The 25,950-nt window shown below is 28.8% G+C and carries 24 protein-coding genes; 13 read left to right on the top strand and 11 right to left on the bottom strand.

Annotated elements, in window-relative coordinates; genetic code table 11:
• Positions 1–412: 412 nt before the first annotated feature.
• Positions 413–5,050 carry an AAA family ATPase gene (locus LPB03_RS12035; protein ID WP_065319846.1) on the bottom strand — a complete coding sequence of 1,546 codons (4,638 nt, stop codon included), beginning with the start codon at positions 5,048–5,050 and terminating at the stop codon, positions 413–415.
• Positions 5,051–5,122: 72 nt separating this feature from the next.
• Positions 5,123–6,397 carry a hypothetical protein gene (locus LPB03_RS12030; RefSeq protein ID WP_139058980.1) on the bottom strand — a complete coding sequence of 425 codons (1,275 nt, stop codon included), beginning with the start codon at positions 6,395–6,397 and terminating at the stop codon, positions 5,123–5,125.
• Between the two features lie 566 nt (positions 6,398–6,963).
• On the opposite strand from LPB03_RS12030, the gene LPB03_RS12025 reads away from it, so the two are divergent.
• From LPB03_RS12025 to LPB03_RS16900, 3 genes are all read left to right on the top strand, one after another.
• The gene (locus tag LPB03_RS12025) at positions 6,964–7,251 is read left to right on the top strand and encodes a helix-turn-helix domain-containing protein (RefSeq protein WP_231953098.1); all 288 of its coding nucleotides are present in this window, start codon (positions 6,964–6,966) and stop codon (positions 7,249–7,251) included.
• Between the two features lie 449 nt (positions 7,252–7,700).
• Positions 7,701–9,176 carry a Fic family protein gene (locus LPB03_RS12020; protein ID WP_065319844.1) on the top strand — a complete coding sequence of 492 codons (1,476 nt, stop codon included), beginning with the start codon at positions 7,701–7,703 and terminating at the stop codon, positions 9,174–9,176.
• Between the two features lie 143 nt (positions 9,177–9,319).
• Positions 9,320–9,451, top strand: coding sequence for a hypothetical protein (locus tag LPB03_RS16900; protein WP_262502078.1), 132 nt, complete (start codon positions 9,320–9,322; stop codon positions 9,449–9,451).
• Between the two features lie 26 nt (positions 9,452–9,477).
• Here LPB03_RS16900 and LPB03_RS12015 read toward each other — a convergent pair whose 3' ends face one another.
• The 5 genes from LPB03_RS12015 to LPB03_RS16775 all read right to left on the bottom strand — a co-directional run bounded on the left by LPB03_RS12015 (position 9,478) and on the right by LPB03_RS16775 (position 12,224).
• A complete protein-coding gene (locus LPB03_RS12015) occupies positions 9,478–10,137 on the bottom strand; it encodes a hypothetical protein (protein ID WP_065319843.1) in 660 nt (219 codons plus the stop codon).
• Positions 10,137–11,123 carry an adenylate/guanylate cyclase domain-containing protein gene (locus LPB03_RS12010; protein WP_065319842.1) on the bottom strand — a complete coding sequence of 329 codons (987 nt, stop codon included), beginning with the start codon at positions 11,121–11,123 and terminating at the stop codon, positions 10,137–10,139. The genes LPB03_RS12015 and LPB03_RS12010 overlap by 1 nt, the downstream gene beginning before the upstream one ends.
• A gap of 11 nt (positions 11,124–11,134) precedes the next feature.
• Positions 11,135–11,626, bottom strand: coding sequence for a Pycsar system effector family protein (locus LPB03_RS12005; RefSeq protein WP_139058979.1), 492 nt, complete (start codon positions 11,624–11,626; stop codon positions 11,135–11,137).
• On the bottom strand, positions 11,607–11,981 hold the full coding sequence (locus LPB03_RS12000) for a lecithin retinol acyltransferase family protein (protein WP_197497426.1): 375 nt from the start codon (positions 11,979–11,981) through the stop codon (positions 11,607–11,609). The genes LPB03_RS12005 and LPB03_RS12000 overlap by 20 nt, the downstream gene beginning before the upstream one ends.
• 69 nt (positions 11,982–12,050) lie before the next feature.
• Complete coding sequence (locus LPB03_RS16775) at positions 12,051–12,224, bottom strand: hypothetical protein (protein ID WP_170324223.1); 174 nt, start codon at positions 12,222–12,224, stop codon at positions 12,051–12,053.
• A 116-nt stretch (positions 12,225–12,340) separates the two neighbouring features.
• Between LPB03_RS16775 and LPB03_RS11995 the strand changes: the two genes are divergently transcribed.
• From LPB03_RS11995 to LPB03_RS11985, 3 genes are read left to right on the top strand one after another with little or no spacing between them, the layout of a single operon-like run.
• A complete protein-coding gene (locus tag LPB03_RS11995; protein WP_065319839.1) occupies positions 12,341–12,982 on the top strand; it encodes an RNA polymerase sigma factor in 642 nt (213 codons plus the stop codon).
• A gap of 12 nt (positions 12,983–12,994) precedes the next feature.
• Positions 12,995–13,297: a hypothetical protein gene (locus LPB03_RS11990; protein ID WP_065319838.1), complete on the top strand. Its 303-nt coding sequence runs from the start codon at positions 12,995–12,997 to the stop codon at positions 13,295–13,297.
• The gene (locus LPB03_RS11985; RefSeq protein ID WP_065319837.1) at positions 13,281–14,093 is read left to right on the top strand and encodes an ImmA/IrrE family metallo-endopeptidase; all 813 of its coding nucleotides are present in this window, start codon (positions 13,281–13,283) and stop codon (positions 14,091–14,093) included. Before LPB03_RS11990 ends, LPB03_RS11985 begins: the two co-directional genes overlap by 17 nt.
• Positions 14,094–14,999: 906 nt before the next feature.
• On the opposite strand, the gene LPB03_RS11980 is transcribed toward LPB03_RS11985, so the two are convergent.
• Positions 15,000–15,374, bottom strand: a complete 375-nt coding sequence (locus LPB03_RS11980) for a Fur family transcriptional regulator (RefSeq protein ID WP_065319836.1) — start codon at positions 15,372–15,374, stop codon at positions 15,000–15,002.
• 111 nt (positions 15,375–15,485) lie between these two features.
• Between LPB03_RS11980 and LPB03_RS11975 the strand changes: the two genes are divergently transcribed.
• The gene (locus LPB03_RS11975) at positions 15,486–16,487 is read left to right on the top strand and encodes an NAD(P)/FAD-dependent oxidoreductase (protein WP_139058978.1); all 1,002 of its coding nucleotides are present in this window, start codon (positions 15,486–15,488) and stop codon (positions 16,485–16,487) included.
• 262 nt (positions 16,488–16,749) lie between these two features.
• Positions 16,750–17,376, top strand: coding sequence for a class I SAM-dependent methyltransferase (locus LPB03_RS11965; protein WP_065320133.1), 627 nt, complete (start codon positions 16,750–16,752; stop codon positions 17,374–17,376).
• Positions 17,377–17,615: 239 nt separating this feature from the next.
• Here LPB03_RS11965 and LPB03_RS11960 read toward each other — a convergent pair whose 3' ends face one another.
• A complete protein-coding gene (locus LPB03_RS11960) occupies positions 17,616–21,065 on the bottom strand; it encodes a pyruvate carboxylase (RefSeq protein ID WP_065319834.1) in 3,450 nt (1,149 codons plus the stop codon).
• Between the two features lie 609 nt (positions 21,066–21,674).
• Here LPB03_RS11960 and LPB03_RS11955 point away from each other — a divergent pair.
• Both LPB03_RS11955 and LPB03_RS11950 read left to right on the top strand, forming a co-directional pair.
• Positions 21,675–22,079 carry a DUF6943 family protein gene (locus tag LPB03_RS11955; RefSeq protein WP_065319833.1) on the top strand — a complete coding sequence of 135 codons (405 nt, stop codon included), beginning with the start codon at positions 21,675–21,677 and terminating at the stop codon, positions 22,077–22,079.
• 64 nt (positions 22,080–22,143) lie between these two features.
• Positions 22,144–22,506, top strand: coding sequence for a DUF2493 domain-containing protein (locus LPB03_RS11950; RefSeq protein ID WP_065319832.1), 363 nt, complete (start codon positions 22,144–22,146; stop codon positions 22,504–22,506).
• 161 nt (positions 22,507–22,667) lie between these two features.
• Here LPB03_RS11950 and LPB03_RS11945 read toward each other — a convergent pair whose 3' ends face one another.
• Both LPB03_RS11945 and LPB03_RS11940 read right to left on the bottom strand, forming a co-directional pair.
• A complete protein-coding gene (locus LPB03_RS11945; RefSeq protein ID WP_302846583.1) occupies positions 22,668–22,850 on the bottom strand; it encodes a helix-turn-helix transcriptional regulator in 183 nt (60 codons plus the stop codon).
• The gene (locus tag LPB03_RS11940) at positions 22,843–23,313 is read right to left on the bottom strand and encodes a hypothetical protein (protein ID WP_065319830.1); all 471 of its coding nucleotides are present in this window, start codon (positions 23,311–23,313) and stop codon (positions 22,843–22,845) included. Before LPB03_RS11940 ends, LPB03_RS11945 begins: the two co-directional genes overlap by 8 nt.
• Positions 23,314–23,783: 470 nt before the next feature.
• Between LPB03_RS11940 and LPB03_RS11935 the strand changes: the two genes are divergently transcribed.
• The 3 genes from LPB03_RS11935 to LPB03_RS11925 all read left to right on the top strand — a co-directional run bounded on the left by LPB03_RS11935 (position 23,784) and on the right by LPB03_RS11925 (position 25,924).
• On the top strand, positions 23,784–24,353 hold the full coding sequence (locus LPB03_RS11935) for an SRPBCC family protein (protein ID WP_083187238.1): 570 nt from the start codon (positions 23,784–23,786) through the stop codon (positions 24,351–24,353).
• A gap of 1 nt (position 24,354) precedes the next feature.
• Positions 24,355–24,897, top strand: coding sequence for a DUF4287 domain-containing protein (locus LPB03_RS11930; RefSeq protein WP_065319828.1), 543 nt, complete (start codon positions 24,355–24,357; stop codon positions 24,895–24,897).
• Positions 24,898–25,135: 238 nt separating this feature from the next.
• A complete protein-coding gene (locus LPB03_RS11925; RefSeq protein ID WP_065319827.1) occupies positions 25,136–25,924 on the top strand; it encodes a LytR/AlgR family response regulator transcription factor in 789 nt (262 codons plus the stop codon).
• The last annotated feature ends 26 nt before the right edge of the window (positions 25,925–25,950 follow it).

Raw genomic sequence — 25,950 nt, 5'->3', positions numbered from 1 at the left:
AAAATATAATTATTTATCCATATTTTATGAATATAATCTATAATTATTGGGTAATTAAATAATTGTTCATTGTATTTGAATGTTCATTGTCACTGAACATGCTAAAATAATGAACAACCAATCTTATGTATCGAAACAATGACTTTATATATGAAGCAGTCTCTAAGTTAGAGGCGCTTATCAATATACCTATTGAAATAGATAGTAGTAGGCAAAACTATGATGCACTGGAATTACTACATTAGACTGGACATTCTACCGAAAAAGTATTTCTAAATTATATTGGTAAAGCTTCAATAGATTAAGCTGAATAGTTAGCTAAATATTGGAAGATAGGGAAGTAATTAAAGAACAACAATTGAAAGTTAAAATAACTTCCAATTGTTGTTCTCTTTTATTTAATAACTAATATTTAGAGTGAGTTAATCGCTTTATTTGCATATTCTCTTAATCTCGGATTCTTTAAAAGAGAATCAAAAATATCTAAACATTTTTTTAAAGCATTATCATCCTTTTTAACTCTTTTATTTAATGAATTATAAATTGCTAAAGTCAATTGTACGGGTTCTTCATTCGTATAACCTCTCTTTTGTAGATCATCATCATCTATATGCAAAGTTTTTTCAAACAAGCTCAAACACATATCTGGATAAAGTTTAGCACAACTTATTAAAAGTAAATAGAAATATCGCGGCTCTTTTATAATATGATTAGATTCAACATATCCTTGTAAAAAAGGGTATAATAATTTAAAATTATCTGTATTTACAGCTCTTAAAATAAATCCTGAATACCTAGAAGAAATATCATCTCCATCAGTTTTTAAATATCTCATAATTAAATGAAAACAATGTTTATTAAACTTGTTTTCATAAAATAAATTTGTTTCGGCAACATTCAAAACACTACAAATAGCTACCTCACTATTTCTTGTTAATCTAATTAATAATTCATTGCTCTTTTCAAAGCTTGAGTTTTGAATAATTGCTTTAGAGAGAATTATTGCACCACTCTTATGGAGTTCTTGATTTTCAATTATTCTATTAAAATATGGAAGCATTTCACTAAAAAACTCATATTTATAATAATCTGCTGCTTTAAAAGAATTTTTTAATAATTCAATTTGACTAGTATCTGTTAAGGTTTTAAAAATTTTAAAAGCTCTGTTTTTATCTAAAATCTTAATATAATGAACGTTAATTAAAATTGAAGCCTTGACAGCTACATACTTATCATGCATAACTTTCTCAACAGTTTCAAAAATTTGATTAGAAAATGATTTATTATAGCCTGACCACATAACCATTTTGATAGATGATGACCTAACCGTTTGATTTACATCATACTCAGGTTTACCCTCATTATAAACTCTATCTGGACTAGGATGTGTTAAAGAAAGATTACATAAAAAATCTAATATTACATTATCAATTAATTTCTCAAAAATTAAATATTCTGTACTCCATATTAAGTTTAAAAGATTAGAAGTTTCTACATTTTTTATGAAAATTAAATTTTTATACATTTTAAGGATTGATAAAGAATCGTATTCTGCCTCAACTAAACCTCTAAAACCCTTAAATATATAATCTTGTGAAACCCTTTTTTCATTAATAAGCTTTTCTAATAGTGAATAAAATCTGTCAGGATTATTTTTTACAGCTTCATTAAAAGCTGAAGAATGTTCATACTTTCCTCCCTTTCTAGAATAAGCTTCTGCCCTATAAGTATCACTATATTTAGTCATACTATTCTCCCATTCATCAAGTGACATATATTTATAAGCCGAATCTTTAAGAGGTCTAGCAACTCCAAAAGTTATACCTCCTCCACTTGATTCGTCCTTAGGAGAATCATCTTTTAAAACACCAAACTTACGGTTAAACTCTTGGTTTTTTTTCTTTAACCTTGGGATTCTATTTATTTCATCTAATGGAATCTGCTGAATAAACAGGTATTGCTTTTTACCTTGAATTTCTAACCTATGAAACACTTCTTTTTCCCATTTAATAACTGAATATTCTTTACCTCTTCTAATATTAAATATTATATCAACTACTCTTTCCTTTTGAGGTATTGTAAAAAAACTAAAAGTTTTCCCTATCAAACCTCTTAATATAAATTGAAGTCTATCATCAAAACCAGTAAAACCTTTTTTACTATCAATTATATTTAAAAAATCAAATGTAAAATCACTAAAGAAAGAAGGTCTAACCTTAAGAGTAAATGCACATAATTGTAAAACAGAAATTATGTTTGAATTTATATTTTCTTTAATGAAAATAATAGCTTCATTTTTTTCCTTATTTGCTAAAACTTCAAGGTAGTTCTTTAATTTATTATAAATTTCATCGTCAGCATTTGGCAAATTATAAGTTGAACCATTTCCTCTAAAAAAAGTAGATTGAATAAAATCTCCGTAGTAATCTTGAAAATCAATAGTTTTATTTTTCAATACGGTCTTCTTCATAAAATCATAAAAAAAACTAAAGGACAGTTTAGGGCTTTGCTTAAATAAATTATCAATAATCTCTTTTAAATTGTAATTTAAATCATCAAAATCATCTGTTTTAGGGTTAAATGCTTCTTCTAAAGCGGGTTTTAATTTTTCTAAAGTAAAACTTGGTTTTAAATTAGATATTTTCTTTAAATGTTGAAAATACCAAAGATTATCTCTTCTTTTTTCTGTATCAACGTATGGACAATACTCTTCAAACAGCTTTAAATAATTATCATTCCAATTCTCAACAGAAATTAACAAACGTGGTATTAGGTTTTCTTTTTCCAAAAAATTAACAGGAAGTTCCAATAAGAATTTAGAAACAGCATCAGAAGATTGATTCAGGTTATGTCTTAAAAATATGATAATAGCATTTTTCCTAACAAGATTAGCATTTAATGAGTCTTTAATTTTAAGAAATTTTGGATTTATATTTTTACCTTTTAAATATCTTAAAACTTTTAAATAAGCATTTTCTTTTTTATTTAATTCAGAATAGATTACTTCATTATTAATTAAGTATGAAGTCCAACCAACTGAATTACAAGAAGAAAGGAACATTTCAAAATAACATGTATTAACTTTTATAAGGTTTTCAAAAACTCTCTTTTCTTTTTCACTGGGCTCAATAATATTAGATAAAGAGATAATTGTAAGTGATTTAATATGAAATCTAAAATGTCTTCCTTTAATTATTCTTCTTATAGAATTAATATAAATTTTATGATTATAATCTCTTAAATATTCTAAAACCATTTTTAAAGGTTGACGAACATTTATACTTTGCTTTTCTCTTTTAATATAACCTACAATTGATTTCCCTGTTTCAACAAATTGCTTAGAGAAAACAAAATCATAAAATGTCTGATGAAAGAATTGAATACTTTTTTTATCTTCCGATATTACATTCTTACTTTTTAAGAAATTTAACTCTTTTTGAAAGCTATCTTCAAAACTATTAATAATAGTTATTTGTTGAGCATAATACATTTTTTCTGAAATAGTATAAAGTAAATCCTTCACTTTTAAACCCAATTTATGAGCTTGTGAAATCAATTCATCCCAAAATGCGTTTTGTAAATCATAAACTGTTTTAAGACTATCATAATTTAAACTCGTTTTATCATCTAACTTACAAAACAAGTTTAAGTTACTAGGTATTTTAAGTAGATTTAAAAATTTATCACTCCTGTTTTGAATACCAAACTTACTCAAAACAGTTTTAATTTCTTCAACACTCAATTCTCTTGTCAAAAATTTTTGACAATGAGAACTGTTATAAATTGATAGGTCAGAATCAAATTTTAAATCAAAACTTCTAACTGAAATTATTATTCTAACATTTGGAAGTTTAGTTAAATCATCAATGAGCCTATTATAAGTATGTATATACTCTCTCTTTGATGATAAGGTTTGAGAAAGTGCATCTAGTTGGTCAATTAGAACAACAATTTTTTGATGGTTATTAGACATACAATCTATAACCTCCATAATAGATAAGTTCTGTTTTTGAAAGATATTTTTTTCTAAATCTATTCTATTCTCTGCATAATATTTGTCAGCTTTAATAGCTAAAACAGGAAACTCATTAACAAATAATTTATCATATAAATCTTTTATAATAATCGTTTTACCAAGACCTGCATTACCTTCTAAAACTGCAATATTCTTTTTGTTATTAATTAAATCAGCTAATATCCAATTATATAAATCATTTGTTTCTTTTCTTGCAATATGAGTTTCTTTATTTAATCCAAAATAATTAGTTAATATTCTAAAATCAAAAGAAGCAGATTCTAGTGACTTTACAGCTTCATTATAACTAATTTTTGGATTAATATGTTTTTCTATAATTTGTTTAGCTTTTTCTATATCAATCACTTTTTTAATTGAAAAAAAAGCATCTACAATATTTTGATTATAAGTATTACTCAAAATCAAATCAAACTCATTAATGTCTATTTTTTTAACTTTAACAGAACTTAATAATATTTCTAACTTATCTCGACAGTGATTATAATTTAATAATTCTTTAATTGATGAATGCTTACTTATTACAGAATTTACCCAAGATTCGAGTTTAGTTTCTTCTAAAATAAATTCATTAAAATTTTTAATCAACTCTAGTGTATCAGAAGAAAAACCTGAAGAAGAAAAAATATAATAGGTAAAATCATTATAATTACCGATTAGTGATGGCTCTTTGATAGAATATAGTAAAAACTTAAGTAGCTCTTTAACAAAATATGGTTTATCTAATTTATATTGCTTTTCACTATGCTTACATTGAATTATTCCTGATACTATTTCTTTCTTTTTTAAAATACAATCTCGACCTTTATCTTTAACTCCTCCCAAAGATTCAATCTTATCAAAACCATTCCAATCTTTATTATTTTCAATATATTGTTTAATTGTAAAGTAAGTTAAATCTTCAAAATCAAAAGGGTTTAATCTATCGTATGGAAAACCCAAATCTCTTTCATAAAGAATTGGCTTATTAGAACTTAAATAATTTTTTATTTCTCTTTCTTCAAATTCAATTTTCATAACAATAAATATATCTTAAAATTTTGTTCTTTGTTAAAAATTATATTTGAAAAATTTCACATCAATCTATTTTTATTGCTTAAACCTTTTTCTTAACCCTAGAACTATAAATGTGAGAAGTATTGTGCTAAATATAATTTGAAATGCTTTTAATGACCAATAAGTGTATATATTTCCATCCAATTTCACAATCGGAAAAGCATTAGAAATACTTTTTTTGAGTGCAAAAGTAAAATCATATTTTATTTCAGTTACTGGTTCAAAAAAAACATATATTAAAGGAAAAACTATGAATGTAGAAATTAAAAAAATTGTTAATGGTCGTGTAAAGTTTTGTGTATATCCACCAATTTTTTCATAAAAAAAATATATAACATATTCTAAAGCATCTTTGCTTAAATATCTTTTCCCATCATCAATCATATAACCTAATCTTCTTCTAGTCATTTTCATTTCGCTTATATAAGCAAATCCAGACATACTCCAATTATGGTCTTTGCTAAAAATTCTTTTTAATTGACGAAATTGATTTTCAATTTGCGTACCGTTCTTAATATACTCTTCCGCTAAAACTAACCTATCTGTAATATTCCAATCACAATTAGAAAAAATTACTTTTTCAATATTTGAATTCCTAAAATAAAAGTTTTTAAGGTTAATCGAATAAAAAGTTATAGGATGAGTTATTACTACATTTTCTAATTTGATAACTGGCTCGTAGGAAGTATATTTATATTCATAATCTATAATGTTTATTTTTCTTATTAGCTCCTCTTTTACCATTCCCAATTCACTATCAGGAAGTTTGTTTACATAATTAATAAACTCATCATTATTAATTAGAAATTTAAGTGAAAATCCTTCTTTTGCGTTATCATTTGGTTTTTTAATAAAGTCACTTTTATGCTTTTCTACAATTGAAAAATCCTTATAGGTTATAATGTTTTTATTTATTGCTTGTATTCCTGAAACCTCACTTTCTAAACTTGGAGATAAAGTACATTTTTCAATACTTATTGATTCTCCAACGGATAAATAATCCATTATAAAAGTTTTAAAAACAATAGAATCCTTTAGATATATAGAATCAAAAATCTTATTATGACTTAACCGAAAGGTATTAATCTCACAATTATAAAATTCTAGAGATTTTCCAAAAGTTGAAGACTTTATTTCTATTAAATCAAAATTGTAAGATGAAAAAGCTAATCGCTCATCGAAAGTACACGATGAAAACATTACTTTTTTTATTTTTAAATTTTCAAAATAAACTTCATCAAGGAAAATACAGTTAGAGAAAATTAATTCATCTAATTCCAAATCAAATAAACCTTGAGTTAATGCCAAATGACTACATTTTGGAATTGTTAATCCCTCTAATTCATTTCCATTTAATTCAATAAATTTTGAAAAATAATGCCAATATTGATTTAAAAAATCTTCGTTCCAAATTAAGACTCCTTCTTTATCAATGCTATAATAAATTGATAAATCTGATTGGTAAAAATTGAGGATGTTTTCGTTTGATGGCTTTTTCATTTATTATTTTTTACTAGTAAAGTTTAACCTTTTAGTTTTCTACTTTGATTAAAGTCTTCATTTTCCCAAATTTAAAGAAGTTTCTTTACAAAAAAATATACGCATCAATACTATTTTTAGTATTGGTAGAAAAAATAATATGTTAAACACAATCTGATTATTAATCTAAAACTCCAGGAGTTAGAAATCGATACAATAATCATATTATATATAGAATTCGTCAACTATTTAGCTTTATTACTTTCGACAAAGAAAATGCAAATAAAAATAAATTAATTTAAGAAATAATAAAATGTATTAAACTATTATAATAAAAATGATTGATATTTCAATCAAAGTAAATATTTTTGTATGAAATAACAATCAAAAATACAGTGAGCAAGAAAAAACAAACATTATTTCCTAAGCATAAAGAACTACTGAAACAGATGGGTGAAAATATAAAATTAGCTCGCAAAAGAAGAAAACTAACGCAAGAGCAAGTTGCTGAAAGAGCAGATATTGCAAGAAGCACGTTATACTTAATTGAGTCTGGTAGTCCAAGTGTTACTATGGGGGCTTATTTTAACGTATTACGTGTATTAGGCTTACAAGAGGACTTTTTAAAACTTGCTGCAGATGATGAATTCGGAAGAAAACTACAAGATTTAGAATTATTATAAACTTTCGTCATTGCGTTTGTCCTGAACTTAATTCAGTATTTCAGGAACTCAAAAAGTAGCAATCTGTTTAAATAAAAATTCAAAAATAAAAATTTTAACCTTGCAACAAAAAACCGCTGCTCAAAAGAACTAGAAGAAAGATATTAAGATTTATCTAAGTGTTCAAGAATGCGTCAACTCTTCAATTTAATTGCTTTTGATAAAGTAAGTGTAGATAAAAGAGTATAACTTTATTAAGAAGATAAGTTTATAATATATAAAAAGCATTATAATGGAAAATAATCGCTTCAATAGAGCTTATAGTGGAAAATAATCCCTTTTTTATTACAAATGTTCCCTTTTACTGGAAAATACTCTCCTTTGGACTTTGTTTTATAATGGAAAATATTCTCTAAAAAATCACTTATAATGGAAAATATTCTCTAATTTTACATCCTAAAGCCATTATAATGGAAAAAAATCCCATCTTACGTCTTCAAGAAATAATGTTTTCTTCAAGTGACAAGGCCATAAGCAAGCAAATCTCCAAACTTGAAAAAGTAGGTAAGATTAAGAAAATTGCCCCAAGGATATATACTTCAAACTTTACTGATGAGCCTGAAGAAATTATAAGAAAAAATATTTTTACAATTTTAGGGGCGCAATATCCAAGTTCAGTTTTAAGCCATAGGTCAGCACTAGAATTCAAGCCAACGTCTTCTGGTAACATTTTTGTAACCTATACTTATACAAAGAAAATCAGTTTACCGGGTATAACAATTCGATTTATGGAAGGCTATGGTCCAATAGATGGAGACAGTAAATTTTCCGGCGAATTATACGTTTCACAACAAGAAAGAGCATTCCTGGAAAATCTACAAGTGTCAAGACAGCTTGGTCCAGAATCTAAAACGATGACACTTCCAGAGTTAGAAGAAAAATTAGAGCAAATTGTACGTGTTAAAGGGGAGCAAGGATTGAATGAAGTAAGAGATAGAGCGAAAGAAATAGCCGAACAGCTTAACTTGCAGAGTGAATTCGCTAAATTAAACAGATTGATTAGTGCATTATTAACAACAAAACCTTCAAAAATATTAACTTCGCCGGTTGCATTAGCAAGAGCATTTGGTAATCCATACGACCCTGTAAGAATTGCGCTATTTGAAAAACTATTTCAATATTTGACTCAATTGGAGTTTGAAAATATTTCAGAAACCAATAGAACAAAACAAGCATTTCGAAACTTTGCCTTCTTTGAAGCGTATTTTTCTAATTATATAGAAGGTACAGTGTTTGAATTGGAGGAAGCAAAAACTATTATTACTACAGGTATGCCATTACCATCAAGAGATGAAGATTCTCATGATGTGTTGGGCACATATAATATCGTAAGTGATAGGCAAGAAATGAGCATAACACCATCAAATCCAGATGAATTCTTAAATATTTTACAATACAGGCATAGTATATTACTTGAGGCTCGAAAGTCAATGAATCCTGGAGAATTTAAAGATAGAAACAATAAAGCTGGTGGTACACATTTTGTAGATTTCAATCTAGTGAAAGGAACACTCATAAAGGGATTTGATTATTATAAGGTCTTATCTGATCCTTTTTCAAAAGCAGCATATATGATGTTTATGATAAGTGAAATACATCCTTTTTTAGATGGAAATGGGAGAATAGCTAGAGTTATGATGAATGCAGAATTAGTAAAAGAAAACCAAAGTAAAATAATTATCCCTACAGTTTATCGAGAAGATTACATTGGCGCTTTGCGAAAATTGACTAGAAAGCAGGACCCAATAGTTTATGTGAAAATGTTAAGAAGGGCACAGGAATTTAGCGCAACAATAAAAGCAGATAATATGAATGAGGTTGAAAAACATTTGGAGGCCTGTAATGCTTTTAATGATGAAGATGATGTGGTACTTAAGATAATTTAATAGAACCTAATAATTCTTCCTCCAAAATCCGGTTTTAAAGAAACTCCTTTTTACTTTTAACAAGTGGATAGATAACCTAACAGATAACAGAGTTAATATTATCAAAGCTATTCATAAAAATAGTAAAGTGTCTAAAAAGAGAATTGGAAGAAATAATTGGCTTAAGTGCTACAGCTATTGATAACAACCTTGATAGTCTAAAAGATTTAGGACTTATAAAAAGAGTTGGTAGTGCTAAAGGTGGACATTGGAAAATAAATTATAAACTTCCGTAAGTGGGTAGAAAGGGGGTTAATAAAAGTTAAAGGTTGTTATATTTTAGAATTTCATTTTTAACAATATCTAAATCTTTTTTAAGTTGTTTCAAACCATACTTCTCTATTTTTAAGACTTTAATCTTACAACATCTTTTAAATTTTTTATCCCTACAAATTGGACATAAATCATTATTTCCAATTTTAAGTTTCCCTATTCCAATTTGGAGGATTGTTTCAATATATAAAAGATTGTCTGTCTCTAATTCTTCTTGATAAAATTGTATGATGCCTTTCTCTTGGTGCTCAAACTCTCCATTAGCATATTTGCCTGTTTTTAATTTATATTGATGGTTTGCAAAAAATGGGTAGATAAATTTTTGGTAAAAATTAATTAAATTAATACCACTCCTTTTTGCTAAAATTAGTTTATGGGTTATTGCAAGACAGCATAAACCTTCGTCTGATATATGAAAATCCCAACTTCTATCAATATTTTTAGTTGTTTCAACAACTATAGGTGTAACGTGAGGATAATTATTAGTTGGTACAAATATATCAATACCATAATTTTCCCAAGGCATATTATTAACATCAAAAACAGTAATAATACCACTTAAAATAGCATAATTCTCATTTTTAGTAATCTTAAAATTATAATAAGTATTTTGAAACTTATCTATGTCTTTTTTAAGAGCAGAATTCATTAAAAATTATAATAAGGTTTATTTATCTCTGCAATAGGACTTAAATGAGTTGGGTTTAATATTGGTGTTACGGTATTACCGATGTCTAAAATCAAATCACCTTTAATATTTTGTTTTGCAAAATCATTATCTACTAGATATCTTTCCCAATTAAAATCATATTGATTATAAAATCGCCCATCTTCATAATCCCATATAGGTTTAGACTTTACTTTAAAATACTTGTCAGAAGAAGAAATTTGATTGATAATATTTTGTCCTGTAACGATTCCATTTGAACTGGCGTTAGCTTGCATTTTAGGAGCAAGACTAGTATGCAAACTACAAGTAGTGACTTCCCCTGAATCTCCTAACCCAGAGTACATCCAAAGTACTTGGTTATCATGTCCTAAATCAATACCTGTTCTAGTGTATATTTCTTTAATCCCTTGCGAATCAAAATAGTCTTTTAAATCATTTTTCACAAAATAAGAAATCATAGCAAAAGCTTTTAAAGCATCTTTTGTAGCTTGTTTTTTCTCAATATTTTTTCCACCAAAATAAACCATCAATCCGTCACCCTGTATTCGATGTACGTAACCACCACATAAATTTACAGCTAGAATAGATGCCTTAATAATACTTTCCGTAATTAAAGCTACAGTAGCTAAGGCAAAATTATTGTAAAGTTGTGTGCTCTTTTTTACATCAACAAAAGCTGAAATAATCCAATGCTTTTCCGTGTTATTAGTGTTTTGTAAATTTGCAAAATCAGGATGATTTCCTAATCTTGGTAAACTCTCAACTGCTGGTGCATTGATTCCTTTTACTAAGCGAGAAGATTCATTTAGGTTTTCTAAACCTGGTAACTCATTTCGTAATTCGTTAATGTAACTTGTGTCAAAATCTGATTCTGGTTGTTTTGAAAAAAGTTTAATGTAATGGTTTCTCGGATCTTTATCAACTGCTTTTTTGATAACATCCAAATACGGATTGAAAATACTCATAATTTTTAATTTTATAGATTGGTTAATATGGTTATAAAAATTAATAGAAGCATAAAGAATTGTGTAACCAATAATAAACCTGCTAATTTTAATTTTGTGAATTTTTCTGTTAAACCTTGTGAAAGGACAAACGTTTGTGATCTTAAATCTTTTAATTCTTCCTTTTCAGTATAATTTTTAGAAGTTTTGTTGAATTCAGATTGGGTCATTTTAGATATTGCTCCAAAATAATAGATAGATTTTGGTTTAATTGAAAAAAATGGAATACTTGCAATAGATAATACGATAAGATTTACAATACCTGTAAGTAATAATATCCAAACAATAACTTGACCTAAAATAATTAATTCCTTTACAATATTAGTCTGCGTTAGTAATACAATAATACCACCAGTTATGAAAGTATTTATGGCAATATAAACAGCTGACTTATTATTAACACTATCAAAATAATGGTCAAATCTATTTATAGTATATTTCAATCTATCTTTTTCCATCTCCATTAGTAATTAGTTTTAAAGTGATTAAACCAGCCAGTATTAAAAAACCGTTGGTAACTTGACTACTTGTTTCTTTACCATATTGTACCCAATTGGCAAAATGTTCACAATTGAAGCCTAAAAAACTGTAAGGTTGTCCTAGCTTTTGCTTAACTCTAAATATGGCTTCTCTTGCATCTAATTGTGTTCCAGTAAATTTTCTAATTTCAACAGGTTCATAAACTTTAAGCAAATCATAAAGTTCAATTTGTGTTACTTGTTTTACTCTACCTTTTAAATTCCCAACGAATACACCATTACCTAAATAAACAATATAGTGGTTCAAAATTCTTCCTAAACCAACTCTTTTTTTAGCCACGATAACATCGATTGGTTCCAGGCTATTAAATAGTGTATTATAATTTTTAATAACATTCATTTTTAAAATTTATTTTTCTTTACGTACTCCTTTAAATTTTCCTCCAGTAGTTTTTACGTCCATAAATTTTCCTGTTTCTGCATCTCTCTTTACATAAAGATTTGTTTTAGGATTTAATACTTGTGAACGTCCTTTGACTGCTCCATGTCTGCGATTATCTCCGCTTTTACCATTTGTTGCCATCTTAATTAAATTTTGTTTATTTTAACCTTTTTTAAACCTCAACTTTTAGAGGTGCTATGTATATATGAACAAAGTGTGACAAAATATATTTGTCACGGAAAACACATATCATTATAATGCTATTGGATATAGAATATCATTTATTAATTATTTCAGAAAAAGAAATAAATCTCAAAGAAGCTAAAGTTTCTTTTTCTAAAGTTTATGAGTATTACAGATTGTTTTTATACAATGTAATCATGAAAAACATTAACTATAAATCACATAAAGAGGAATTCTCTAAAACGATACTCAATGAAATATTTAATCATGTTTGGAACAATCCATTAGATTGGGATTATATACCAGAAAAACATAGATCATCAGACTCTGGTTTTAAAGCTTATTTAGCTACAATTGCACATTATAAAAGATTGGAGTATTTAAGAAATAATGAATCATATTTAAAAAATGAAACATCTAAAGTTGATGACCCCAACAATGATTGGCTTTTTAATTTAAAAGATAATGAGTACGAAGTTTTAGAAAAGGAACTACCTAAAAAAAATAATCAATTAGATGTAATTTTAGCAAATCTTGATCCTAAAAAGAGAGACATCATAAGTGTATATTTTCAACATTATGAAGAAGGAAAAAAAATGAGAAGTGAAAATATAAAGCTTATGGAGTCTATGTTTGAAACTACTTGGGATAACATACGTCAAATAATTTCACGTGTTAAAAAACAAATTAGAGAATCTATCAAAAAAAGCAATTAAAAATTCAGTAAAATGGAAACAAATAGCAAAAAAGATATTGGACAATTATTGAAAAAATTTGGTTACTCAATGCCCCAATCTGAAGAAGAAATTATAGCTTTTGAAAATAAATTTACGGCGGATTTTGAATCCCCAAAAGAGTGGCCTTCTATTGAAAACATAATAGATAAAGATATTTCTATCACAAAAAAAGTAATAAAATTAAATGAAAATAAAGCTATCATTCCATTATCTATGGCAGCGAGAGAGGGTAAAAAAATCACAGATGAAATAAGAGAAAAAATGCGTAAAGATAAAAATGAAGCGAAAAAATGATTTTCTTTCTCAATACGATGTTGTTAATTTAAATGATTTAGCAAGCGATATTTCAGATTATTACTTTCCTGACAGTCAAATCGATCCTATAGTTTTAGCTGAAAGAAAAAAAATTTCTTATAGTTTTGGAAACTATTCTGATGCATTTGATGGTTTATTAGAATGCTCCAATAGAAACTTTCATATTTATATTAATATTGATAAATTAGGTCATGCTTATTCGGAAAGAGCTCGTTTTACTTTTGGTCACGAGTTAGGTCATTATTTTATAGATGACCATCGGAATGCATTATTGAAAGGATTATCTCCAAGCCATTGTTCATTAACAGGTTTTAAAAGTAGGAACAGAGCTGAAAGACAAGCGGATTTTTTTGCATCCTGTCTATTAATGCCAGAATTAAGATTTAGAAAATATTGTTCAAATAAAAAATTTGAATTTAGAATTATACAAGAATTAGCGAAAAAATTTGGCACCAGTATTTCAGCTACAGCTTTAAGGTTTTGTTCTATTGGTTCGCATCCAATAATGGTAGTTTATGCTTATGAAAATAATATTAAATGGTATTGGTCTTCAAATGATTTTCCTTTTAAGTTTTTAAAGTTTGGTAAAGATAAACTTCCAGAAGATACTGTTGCTGGCGAGTATTTTAATTTAGGTAGAAAATTCAAAAATACTCAAAAAGTTTTTGCTATGGATTGGTTTAATGTTTGGAAAGATAGTCAAGCTGAAAAACCATTTTACGAACATTGCTTAATGAATAATAAACACACATTTAGTATAATTTGGGAAGACTAAAATCCCCACAAACCAAAACCCAGTTTTCTCGTTCCTCAAAAGCCTCTGTCTTTTGGTTTGTTCCGCGCGCCAACGCAAGTTTAGCGTTTTAAAACTCTATAGGTAGTTGCATTTTAGAGCTTGTTCCATTCGCAAACTCATTGCACAACTCTAAAAAGCAACACACTTTTATTATTTCATAAAACACAAAACTCCCCAAAGCTAAGTTACATAATGCGCAGTTATACTGCTCTTCCGTAAAAAACTCCAGGCACTATAACGCCATTATGTAAAATAGCCACTTCCAGCCACACAATTTGGAACTATATATATTAATTGTGGCTATTCATGAACTCCCGTAAAATAAAAAAGTCGTGAACTAAATAGCGGCTTCCCACCGCACACATCCGTTATTAATAATAAAATTCAGTTATATAACAGCATTCCATAATTGTTGCATTGTTTTTATAAGTGCTTGTTTGGTATTCTAAACTAACATTCGTTAAAACATTAAAAATTCTAGTTTATAAACAATATTAAAAAGCACCTATAAAATCAAAAAAAGCCAATAAGAGTATAACTTTTCATTTGTAAAAAAATGTAGATAGTTGGTTTCACTAAAAGTAAATGCTAATTTAAATTCAATAGAATTATTTCAAATAAATTAATAATCTTATTATAAAATACAGCTCTCAAAACATTCACTTTTAACAAAACCAATCAAAGAAATCAGTACAAGCAAATAAAAAGCAATACACTTATTCTCGCTGCTGCCAGCACACTAGGCACTACTATTATTATTTTATTTCTTTTCTTCACCTGCACAAAACCATCGTTAAGCCTGTATTGAGCGAAGACGAAATGTCCAAGTATTCCTTACCTCAAGTATGTGTTTGTCTCATTTCACTAAAAATAAAATAAGATTAACTAAGAACAGTCATTACACAACCCTGTCAATAAGCAATTCACATGTTGTACATCATACCCATTGGGTAAGGTAAAATGTACTGCACTAGGCAAACATTCTATCGTTTCACAATGAGTGCATCTAAAATGAAAATGTTGTTCAGGTAATTTGTTATCATCACATTTAACACAAAATGCAAAGTATTGTTTCCCATCTTCAGCAACAATTTTATGAAGTGTACCATCATCACAAAATCGATTTAAAATACGATAAATCGTAGCTCGATTAATATCAATATCAATCCTTTTTTCTATAGCATCTTGACTCATTGCTTTATCAGTCTCAACAAGTAATTTTAATACGGCTTCCTGTGTTGGTGTATTCCTTCTTTTCATTTAATGCGATTTAATCGCAATAATTATTGCGACTTTGTTGCAATATTATGAAAAATATAATATGTTTGCAAAATAATTATATGCGACAATGTTGCATTAAGTAGTTTTCTAATGACTAGAAGAGAGCTCATAAAAAAAGGAGGATTGGTAAGTTTGGCATTAACTTTACCTAAAACGTTAAACAGTTTTATAAAATTTAATCATATGATAGATAGAAAAGATTTTGAAGTAATTATAGTTGGCGGTAGCTATGCAGGGCTTTCAGCTGCTATGGCACTAGGGCGTTCTTTAAGAAATATTCTAATAATAGATGGTGGTTTACCTTGTAATAGGCAAACACCACATGCTCATAATTTTATAACACATGATGGAACCAAACCTAGTGAGATTTCAGCAAAAGCAAAAGCACAAGTATTACAGTATAATACAGTCAAATTTATTGAGGATTTTACAATTGATGCAAAAAAAATAAACAATAGCTTTCTTATTACGACACAATCGGGTAAGGAGTTTACTGCAAAGAAATTAATTTTTGCAACGGGAGTTAAAGACATTATGCCAGATATAAACGGCTTTTCAGATGCTTGGGGTATTACTTTAATCCATTGTCCTTATTGCCATGGTTATGAATTCAAAGGAGAAAAAACAGGTATTATGGCCAATGGTGAAAGAGCTTTTCATTTAGCATCACTAGTTCATAATTTAACAAAAGACGTAACGATTCTAACCTCTGGTAACGCAGATTTTAGCGCTGAACAATTAATGAAACTTAAAAAGCATAAAATTAAAATTATTGAATCCAAAGTATCACAGATTGAACATGATAATGGATATATTAAAAATGTTGTATTTGAAGACAATCAAAAGATTCCATTTGTGGGAGTGTACGCAGCCATTCCTTTTAAACAACATTCAGAAATACCAATGTCATTGGGTTGCGAATTAACCGAAAGCGAGCATATAAAAGTAGATGTATTTCAAAAAACATCAATAGAAGGTGTTTTTGCCTGTGGTGATAATGCAACAATGATGCGTTCGATAAGTAATGCTGTACAGTCAGGTAATATGGCTGGTGCAATGGTAAATTTGGAATTAACACAAGAGCAATTTTAAAAGTAAAGATATGATTGAAGTATATACAACTAATATTCCAAGTGAAAATACAGCTAATTGTATTTTACCGAATCTAAAAAATAATTTTCCAAATTTGGAATTTAGCTATGACATAGAAAACCAAATAATCAATTATCCTTGCACTCATAGTATTTTAAGAGTTGAAGGTGAAAGTTTTAATGTTGAAAAGGTGATGTTTTATATTCACAAGTTAGGTTTCAGGTGCGATGTTTTAGAAGACAAACTATGTAAATGTTAAATGATGTCAGAATTTTGGGAGTCAAATTTTAAAGAAAAAAAAGCCATGTGGGGCTATGAACCTACAGATGTAGCCAAATCTACTGCTGAATTTTTCAAAGAAAAAGGATTACAGGAAATACTAATACCTGGTATCGGTTATGGTAGAAATGCGAAACCATTTATTAAGAATAATCAAAACGTAGCCGGAATAGAATTATCTAAAACGGCAATTGAAATAGCTAATAATCATTTTAATGATGTAGTTAAAATCTACCACGGTTCGGTAGCAGAGTTGCCTTTTGATTCTAAAAAGTATGACGGTATTTTTTGTTATGCCTTATTGCATTTACTCGATGAAAAAGAACGTTTACAATGCATTAAGAATTGCTATAATCAATTACAACCAGGAGGGTATATGGTTTTCGTTACCCTTTCAATAAACGATATGAGATATGGCAAAGGAATAGAAATTGAAGAAAACAGATATACTACGGTACACGACGTTAATTTATTCTTTTACAACAAATTCAAAATTAAACAAGAATTCAAAGATTATGGTTTGTTAGTAGTAATAGAAGTTACAGAACCCATGAAGCCAATAAAAAATAAACCCTCTCAGATATTTTGGAAAATAGTATGTCATAAGTAGGGAACCTCTTTTCCTCACCGGAACGAACGTTAATCTAGTAGTCTGTTTTAGTGAAGAGGCCAGCTTGTCACGTGGGATAAAGGTGTAGGTTACAGCCGTAAAGCGATTTTAATCAAAAAACACCTCTATTGTATACTTTTAAAACAGTGTGATAAAATAACAGTTGTATTAATTGTAATCTGTTAAGATTAAATAGTAAAAAAATATAAGCAGCGCAAAAAATAAATGCACTGCTTTTATTACTCTAAAATTAAAACCAAATCATCTGAATAAACCATAGTTCCCTCCTTCAATACTATTTCTGAAACCGTTGCATCTGCAGTAGCTGCAATAGTACTCTCCATTTTCATAGCTTCAATAATAAATAAGGGTTGATTCTTAGTTATTTTTTCTCCTTTTTTTACTAAAATAGACGAAAGTGAACCTTGTAAAGGGGCCCCTATTTGTAGAGCATCGTTTTTATCAGCCTTCACATGTACTATTGTATCTACTTTTATTGCATCATCTTTTATTGCTACACTTCTTCCTTGTCCATTTACCTTAAAATAAACCGTTACCATTCCATCTTTATTGGCATCGCTAATAGAATCTAGTGTAATTAATAACGTTTTTCCTGCATCTATTTCAATCATAATTTCCTCACCTATTTCCATCCCATAAAAGAAGTTTTTAGTAGGCAATTGAATTAAATTCCCATATTTTAAGTGTTTGTTATAGGCATCTACAAATACCTTTGGGTACAATTGGTAAGATAAGAAATCAGTAAAATCTATGGGTCTAGCAAGTTCATTTTCAAAGTTATTCTTAAATTCTAAAAATGCTGCTTCAATATCTAAAGGCGCTATGTGCTCATTTGGTCTATCTGTATAAGGAATCTTGTCTTTAAGAATAATTTTTTGAAGTTTTTCTGGAAAACCTTCATACGGTTGCCCTAAATCTCCTTGAAAAAAGCTAACTACAGATTCTGGAAAAGAGATTTTATCTCCTTTTTTTAACACATCGTCAATGGTTAAATTATTACTCACTAAATATTGTGCCATGTCTCCAACAACTTTAGAACTAGGAGTTACTTTTACAATATCTCCAAAAAGCTGATTTACAGCTCTGTACATTTTTGTAATTTCATAAAAACGATCTTCCAAACCTAAAGCTTGTGCTTGTGGTTTTAAATTAGAATATTGTCCTCCAGGAATTTCGTGTTTAAAAACTTCTCCAGATCCAGCTTTTAATCCAGATTCAAAAGGATAATAATATTCCCTTATAGTTTCCCAATAATTAGAATATTCATTTAAAGAATCTATATCAACGTTGTTTTCTCTTTCTGTAAACTTCAACATTTCTGTAATTGCGTTAAAATTAGGTTGAGAAGTCAAACCAGACAAACCTCCTAAAGCTACATCTACAACATCAACTCCAGCTTCAATCGCTTTTAAATAGGTAGCGGATTGTATAGAAGAAGTATCATGCGTGTGTAAATGAATAGGTATATTAATTACTGTTTTTAATGTAGAAATCAACTCATAAGCTGCATAAGGTTTTAACAAACCAGCCATATCTTTAATAGCCAAAATATGAGCTCCTGCATTTTCGATATCCTTAGCTAGACTAATGTAGTATTTTAAATTGTATTTTGTGTTTTCAACATTTAAAATATCGTTGGTATAACAAAGTGATCCTTCTGCCAAACCATTCGTTTTTGTACGTACATGCTCAATGCAAGGCGCTATAGATTTCATCCAATTCAAAGAATCAAAAACTCTAAAAATGTCAACACCATTTTCCCATGATTTTTCTACAAATTCTCCTATTAAATTATCTGGATACGCTTTATAACCTACACCATTAGAACCTCTAATTAACATTTGCAATAATACATTGGGCATCGCTTTTCTTAAAAGTCGTAATCTTTCCCAAGGGTTTTCTTGTAAAAAACGCAAACAAACATCAAAAGTAGCACCTCCCCAAACTTCCATACTAAATACTTCAGGATGATTTTTTGCGTACCCTTCTGCTACTTTTAACATGTCAAAGGTACGCATTCGTGTAGCTAAAAGGCTTTGATGTGCGTCACGCATTGTCGTATCTGTAAAATGAACCTTTTTTTCATTTTTCAACCAGCTAGCAAATTTTTCAGGGCCTAATTCTGTTAAGAGATCCTTTGTCCCTTTTGGGTAATTTAGTTTTGAATTAAAAGAAGGTACTTTAGGCTTTACAAATTTTTTGGTTGGATCTATCTTTTTTACATCAGTATTTCCATTTACAATAACATCTCCTAAAAAAGTAATCAATTTAGTTGCCCTATTTTTAGAGGGTTTAAAAACAAATAACTCAGGATTCGTTTTTATAAAATTAACGGTAACGGCTCCTTCTTTAAAAACAGTATGTTCTAATATATTTCTTAAAAACGGAATATTTGTTTTGACACCTCGAATTCTAAATTCAGATAAGGCACGTGTCATTTTTCTTATAGCTCCATCTAAAGTTCTACTATTCGCTGTTACTTTAACTAGCATAGAGTCAAAAAACGGAGAAATTTTTACCCCCTGATAAATACTACCTGCATCCAGTCGTATTCCAAAACCCGAAGCACTTCTATAGGCAGATATGGTTCCGTAATCGGGTTTAAAATCATTTTGTGGGTCTTCCGTTGTAATTCTACATTGCAAAGCAAATCCATTAACATGTATCGCTTCCTGGTTAGCTATTTTTATTTGTTTGTCAGAAAGTCGATAACCTCCAGCAATAAAAAGCTGGGTTTTAACCAAATCTATATTTGTAATCACCTCTGTAACCGTATGCTCAACCTGTATCCTCGGATTTACTTCAATAAAATAAATTTCATCTTGATCTACTAAGAATTCTACAGTCCCTATATTATTATAGTTTACTGCTTTACATATTTTCAGTGCATAATTATATAACGCCTGTTTTGTGCTTTCTTTTAAACCGTATGAAGGGGCAAATTCTATTACTTTTTGATAGCGTCTTTGTACAGAGCAGTCTCTTTCAAATAAATGAACAATATTACCATGATTGTCTGCAACAATTTGTATTTCTATATGCTTTGGATTCTCTACAAACTTTTCAATAAAAACAGTATCATCACCAAAAGCATTTAAAGACTCTCTTTTACTTTCATAAAAAGCACTTTTTAATTCCTCTTCTTTTCTAATCACCCTCATCCCTCTTCCACCACCACCAGAAGCTGCTTTTAACATTATTGGATAGCCAATTTTGGAAGCTTCAGAAATAGCAACCTCTAATGTTGTTAGTGGCTGCGTATTACTTTTAATAATTGGAATATTGTTTTCTAAAGCCACCTTTTTAGCTACAATTTTATCTCCTAAAGATTGTAAAACAGAAACTGATGGCCCCACAAAAATGATATTATGGTCTTTACATTTTTGAGCAAACGATGTATTTTCAGATAAAAATCCATACCCTGGGTGTATCGCATCCACACCACTCTCAAGAGCAATCTCAATAATAGCATCAATATCTAAATATGGTTTTAGAGGCGCATTATCTTGTCCTATTTGATAAGATTCATCAGCCTTATATTTATGCAAAGAATATCGATCTTCATAGGTATAAATACCAACGGTTCTAATATTAATTTCTGTACAGGCTCTAAAAATTCTGATGGCAATTTCTCCTCGATTAGCCACTAATACTTTTTTTATCTTCAAAACATTTAAATTATTATATTGTTAGTTTAACACAAATATATTAATTATTCGTAATTATATAGCTATATTAATTTAAAATACAATAAATTTTATGAAAATTAAGCAGTTTATTTTAAACATTACATAATTCAACGAAATCGATTTAGTAAAGGGTGTTTCCAAATTATTTAGAAAACTTTAATTCTATTCTCTTTTGCTAAATAAAAACCCACATCGTAGAGAGGTGGGTTAAAATTGCTATGAAAAAGTCTTTTAAAAAGACTTCTTGAAAAAGAAACTCTAAGGTAATAAAATAAAAACAAAAAAAGACAGCAAAACAATTGGCTCCCTTCAGCCTGCGCTTTTAGCCTCTAAAGGTCAAGCCCTCCGGGTTTTGAAAAAAATCTCCACTTCTATTTTGCAGTTGTTTCAACACTACATAGGGTCCAATAAAATTTTTAATCTATTAGTATTAATAGCAAATTAAGCCAGTAGTATTTTTTTACAAAAACCTTGATAGTCTAGCCTCACCAATTAAAAAAAGCTTTCTTTTTTGTTGTCTTCATTTTCAAAATTTTATAGGCAAAAACGAAATACAGCAAAAGAATCTTAACTTAAAATAAGACGATTATGCAAGCTTTTAAAATCAAGACGCACCAACCAGGTCGAAAGTACACAAACCCTCATTTTTTTATTTTAAACAAAGGATTAAACTCTGGCAAACCGCTAGAAAAGCCTTGTCCTAATTGTTTTGTAATTATTGCACCCACAAAAGCAAAAAGAGAATCCCTGTATTATCTGTGCCTATCCTTAAAAATAGGACAATTCTTTACCTATTACCTAAAAGGTTCTGTCATTCCATTTATAGGTATTTCAGATGCTAAAAAAGTAATCAATACAGCTCTCCAAAATTACGAAGTAAAGCAATGGGAAATGAAAGTTGAAAAACTCAAAAAAATAACGGCTTTTGAAGAAAACTTAAAACAACAATTGTCCACCATTTCAAAACTCAAAATTGCTTTACTCAGATCTTAAATGACGAAGTCATCCTGAACTTGTTTCAGGATCTCTTTTAAAACCAAAAACTAACACCCAATATATGAAGCTCATAATAGCCGGAAGTAGAAACTTCACCGATTACCAAAAACTAAAAACCGAATGCAGCCAATTTCTCCAGGGGCATAAAAATATTGAAATTGTATCTGGAGGTCATTACAAAGGTGCTGATAGATTAGGAATTCAATATGCAAAAGAAAAAGGTTTTAACTTAATAAAATTTCCAGCTGAATGGAATAAATTTGGAAAAGCTGCAGGTCCAAAAAGGAACAAAGAAATGGCACGATATGCAGATGCATTAATTGTTTTTTGGGATGGTAAAAGCAAAGGCACGAAAAGCATGATAAACTTGGCAAAAAAAGAAGGATTAAAAATTAAAATCATTTTTTATATAAATCAATCTTAAAGAGTTAAAATGAAGTAGTAATGATAAATAGTACCTCATTTTTATAAATTGTACAGCATTATAGAAGGTTATTTTATCCATTTGATTCTAGGGGATAAATAAGAATTGCTTATTTTATTACGAGCAATACGCAATTAGAGATCTTCGGTTTTGTTTTCTAATTATTCCAAAATAAAAACCTCTTCAATTCTCATTTTGAATACCTTTGATATATCATGTGCCAATTTAAGGGAAGGATTATATTTTCCCTTCTCGAGAAAAACAATAGTTTCTCGGCGTACTCCAACTTTTTGAGCGAGTTCAATTTGCGTCAAATTCTCCTTGGCACGAAGTTCCTTAATCATTGTCGTCATCTATCCCTACTTTTGAAAGGTACAAGCGAATAAAAATAAAAATGAGGGTCATACCCATCATGCCAATCGCTATGACCAATTTGGCTTTATTTACTGAATCGACAGAAAATACATCGAGTGCAAACATACCAATTAGCCACATATAAATCGAAATACTAAAAGCCATAGAAGCAGCCTTTTGAGTAATCTTCTTAGAGAGTTCATCTTCAGCATTTAGTCCCGATTTAGCAGCTTTAAGCGCTTGAATGCCAGAATATATTACAAATCCGACTATTATCAACATGACTCCAATGGTTCCGTAAGCCAATTCATTAAGTGGTCGAGTTGTCTTGAATATCCAAAAGCCCATTAAACCTAAAATAAAGGCTGCAACAGTAAACTTTACTAGGGCCAAATTTTTTGCTTTCATAATCATGTTATTTATTTCTAACACAATATTAACTATTTCTAACATAAAATACAACTATTTTTATTAAAATTTAATATGAACTGTTTATGAAAAAGCTGATAAATAAAAAACAAACTTAAGACGTGTAAAAAGATTGCTTATTTTAGTTAGATCGTTTGGTCGTTTGTTAGCTTCTGATTTTCCTTCGGAAAACTTCGCACACAAACACGCAACCCTCCCTTAAACAATCATGATGCATTGATTTTTTTTTGGGATGGAAAAACAAAAGCACTAAAAGCATGATAAGCTTGTCAAAAAATGAAGGGTTAAAAATTAGAATCATGTTTTATGTAAATCAATCTCAAATAGTTAAAATTAAGTAGTAATGATAAACAATACCTCCTTTTTTTATAAATTGTACAGCATTATAGAAGGTTCTTTTATCCGTTTGATTCTAGAGAATAAATAAAAATTGATTAGTATATTAAAAGTTACCCTCAATTTGTAAAAAATCGTAACAACCAAAGAAAACCGATATGAAAAACATACTGATTATCCTTTTTGTAATCTTTTTGACATCCTTCGCATTCGGACAAGAAAAAAGAGTGGTATCAACAATTGATTCAACCAAAACACCAGAGTTAGTTTTAATTCAAGAATTTACAGTCAATTCACCAATCGATTCTGTTTGGAATGCTTACACAACGAAAAAAGGTTGGGAAAGTTGGGCAGTTCCTCTCGCAGAAATTGATTTAAAAGTTGGTGGTTTTATAAAAACCAATTACAACAAAACAGGAATAATTGGTGATAGCACAACAATCGTAACACATATTATTAATTACGTTCCCAAGAAGTTGATTACACTTCAAGCAGAGATAACTGACAATTTTCCTGAATTCATGAAAAAAGAGGAAAAAGACTTTTATAATGTAATCTACTTTGACGAAACCGAAAAAGGAAAGACCAGTGTAAAATCATACGGAATTGGATATAAGCACAACCCTAAATATCTTTCGCTAATGGAATATTTCATACCTGCTAACGAAAAGTTATTAATGAACTTAATTTTGTATTTAGAAACAGACGCTAATTCAAAAAAGGAATAATATGGACAATGCACTACAAACAATGATTGACAATATGCCTGAAAAAACAGGCAAGTCTTTGAGCGAATGGAAAAAAGTTTTGAAAACTAAATCTTTTCCAAAGCATTCAGAAGCTGTAAATTTTCTAAAAAAAGAACACAATGTTACGCACGGATTTGCCAACACAATTGTGGCATTATCAAAAGAAGAAAATAAAACGCCAACCGACCTTGTTCAAAATCAATACGAGGGAAAAGAAAATTTACTTCCGATTTACCAAAGTCTTTTAACTTTGGTCAAAGAGTTTGGCAAAGATGTAACAATCACGCCAAAAAAGACAAGCGTTAGCATAATCAGAAAAAAGCAGTTTGCATTAATAAAACCTGCAACAAAAACAAGAATTGATTTAGGATTAAAATTTAAGGACAAACCGACAACAGACAGACTTGAAAATTCGGGACCATTTGGAACAATGTGTACACACAGAGTTAAGTTATCGAATGTCAGCGAAATTGATAGCGAACTAAAAAAATGGTTAAAGGAAGCCTATCAAAATGCGGAATAAAATCTGTGGGGAACAACGCATATAAAACATAGCTATTAAAGGCTTAAAGCAACAAATCTTAAAATAATAGATTGGTAGAATTAAAAATGATGAAATTTATTACCGAAATCTGAAACTATTTTTATTTTAAATTTAGTAAATTCTCGAATTAGAATTTGAAAATTTAAAACAACTGCTTATAAAAGTTACAATAAAAAATATTGCAGAGTATTTACTAATCAAAAACAGTTTTAACAGAATGATTATAGAATTTCAACAAATAAGAAATTTCTTTATTAAAAAAAATCGAATTTCCAAGCACTTTTCAGTATTTCTTGGTCTTATTTCAGGTATTTCTGTATTCTATTTCCTATACTTTTTAGACGCATATGGTATCCAAAAAGGAGTATCTTATTCAGGACATTCTCACTTTTATAGAAGTATGAGTTTTGGTGTTTTAACTTTTGTATACCTTACTATTTTCGAAACTTGGCTTAAACCCAAGTGGACTACTAATCGTTATATTCATACTTTTTTATGGTATTTAGGTTTACTAATTCTCGGAATTCAATTCATTTTTATACTGTTTAATTTTTTTTGGAATTGGCAGGAATGGAATATTGAAGCATACTCGCTCATAATTAAAGAGTTTCCCCTTATGATGCTGTTGCCTTTGTCTTTTTACTTAATCCTCAAAACAAAACTAAAAAGCGTAGAAGGAAGCTACTTATCCTTTCAATCTGTAAATGGTAAAGATCAATTAAAAGTTAAGATTCAAGATTTCCTGTTTGCTAAGTCTTCTGAAAACTATATCACTATTTCATATACCTCAAAAAATAATAGCAAAACACATCTCATCCGAAAGCCGCTAAAAGTCTTAGAGCAAGAACTAAAATCTAATACTGAAATTGAAAGAACACACAGAAGTTATTTGGTGAATAAGAACAACATTCAATCAATAAAACAATTCAAAAGCAAAGTGTGTTTAGAGATTAACGGAGAAAACATCCCAGTCTCAAAAAAATTTCAACAACAGTTCCTCCGTTAACTAGTACTTCATCCCTAATCAGAAAA

This window comes from Polaribacter vadi, from assembly GCF_001761365.1.
GTDB lineage: Bacteria > Bacteroidota > Bacteroidia > Flavobacteriales > Flavobacteriaceae > Polaribacter > Polaribacter vadi.
This window is presented reverse-complemented; position numbering and strand designations above follow the sequence as displayed.

What these genes read in the sequence shown, in the direction of transcription:
- LPB03_RS11990 (WP_065319838.1), top strand. Translation starts at nt 12,995, where the DNA reads ATGGAAACAAATAGCAAAAAAGATATTGGACAATTATTGAAAAAATTT.
- LPB03_RS11975 (WP_139058978.1), top strand. Translation starts at nt 15,486, where the DNA reads ATGACTAGAAGAGAGCTCATAAAAAAAGGAGGATTGGTAAGTTTGGCA.
- LPB03_RS11985 (WP_065319837.1), top strand. Translation starts at nt 13,281, where the DNA reads ATGAAGCGAAAAAATGATTTTCTTTCTCAATACGATGTTGTTAATTTA.
- LPB03_RS11995 (WP_065319839.1), top strand. Translation starts at nt 12,341, where the DNA reads ATGCTATTGGATATAGAATATCATTTATTAATTATTTCAGAAAAAGAA.
- LPB03_RS12005 (WP_139058979.1), bottom strand. Translation starts at nt 11,626, where the DNA reads ATGGAGATGGAAAAAGATAGATTGAAATATACTATAAATAGATTTGAC.
- LPB03_RS11925 (WP_065319827.1), top strand. Translation starts at nt 25,136, where the DNA reads ATGATTATAGAATTTCAACAAATAAGAAATTTCTTTATTAAAAAAAAT.
- LPB03_RS11950 (WP_065319832.1), top strand. Translation starts at nt 22,144, where the DNA reads ATGAAGCTCATAATAGCCGGAAGTAGAAACTTCACCGATTACCAAAAA.
- LPB03_RS16775 (WP_170324223.1), bottom strand. Translation starts at nt 12,224, where the DNA reads ATGGCAACAAATGGTAAAAGCGGAGATAATCGCAGACATGGAGCAGTC.
- LPB03_RS12015 (WP_065319843.1), bottom strand. Translation starts at nt 10,137, where the DNA reads ATGAATTCTGCTCTTAAAAAAGACATAGATAAGTTTCAAAATACTTAT.
- LPB03_RS12035 (WP_065319846.1), bottom strand. Translation starts at nt 5,050, where the DNA reads ATGAAAATTGAATTTGAAGAAAGAGAAATAAAAAATTATTTAAGTTCT.
- LPB03_RS11980 (WP_065319836.1), bottom strand. Translation starts at nt 15,374, where the DNA reads ATGAAAAGAAGGAATACACCAACACAGGAAGCCGTATTAAAATTACTT.
- LPB03_RS11930 (WP_065319828.1), top strand. Translation starts at nt 24,355, where the DNA reads ATGGACAATGCACTACAAACAATGATTGACAATATGCCTGAAAAAACA.
- LPB03_RS12020 (WP_065319844.1), top strand. Translation starts at nt 7,701, where the DNA reads ATGGAAAAAAATCCCATCTTACGTCTTCAAGAAATAATGTTTTCTTCA.
- LPB03_RS11965 (WP_065320133.1), top strand. Translation starts at nt 16,750, where the DNA reads ATGTCAGAATTTTGGGAGTCAAATTTTAAAGAAAAAAAAGCCATGTGG.
- LPB03_RS12010 (WP_065319842.1), bottom strand. Translation starts at nt 11,123, where the DNA reads ATGAGTATTTTCAATCCGTATTTGGATGTTATCAAAAAAGCAGTTGAT.
- LPB03_RS11955 (WP_065319833.1), top strand. Translation starts at nt 21,675, where the DNA reads ATGCAAGCTTTTAAAATCAAGACGCACCAACCAGGTCGAAAGTACACA.
- LPB03_RS11935 (WP_083187238.1), top strand. Translation starts at nt 23,784, where the DNA reads ATGAAAAACATACTGATTATCCTTTTTGTAATCTTTTTGACATCCTTC.
- LPB03_RS11940 (WP_065319830.1), bottom strand. Translation starts at nt 23,313, where the DNA reads ATGTTAGAAATAGTTAATATTGTGTTAGAAATAAATAACATGATTATG.
- LPB03_RS11945 (WP_302846583.1), bottom strand. Translation starts at nt 22,850, where the DNA reads ATGATTAAGGAACTTCGTGCCAAGGAGAATTTGACGCAAATTGAACTC.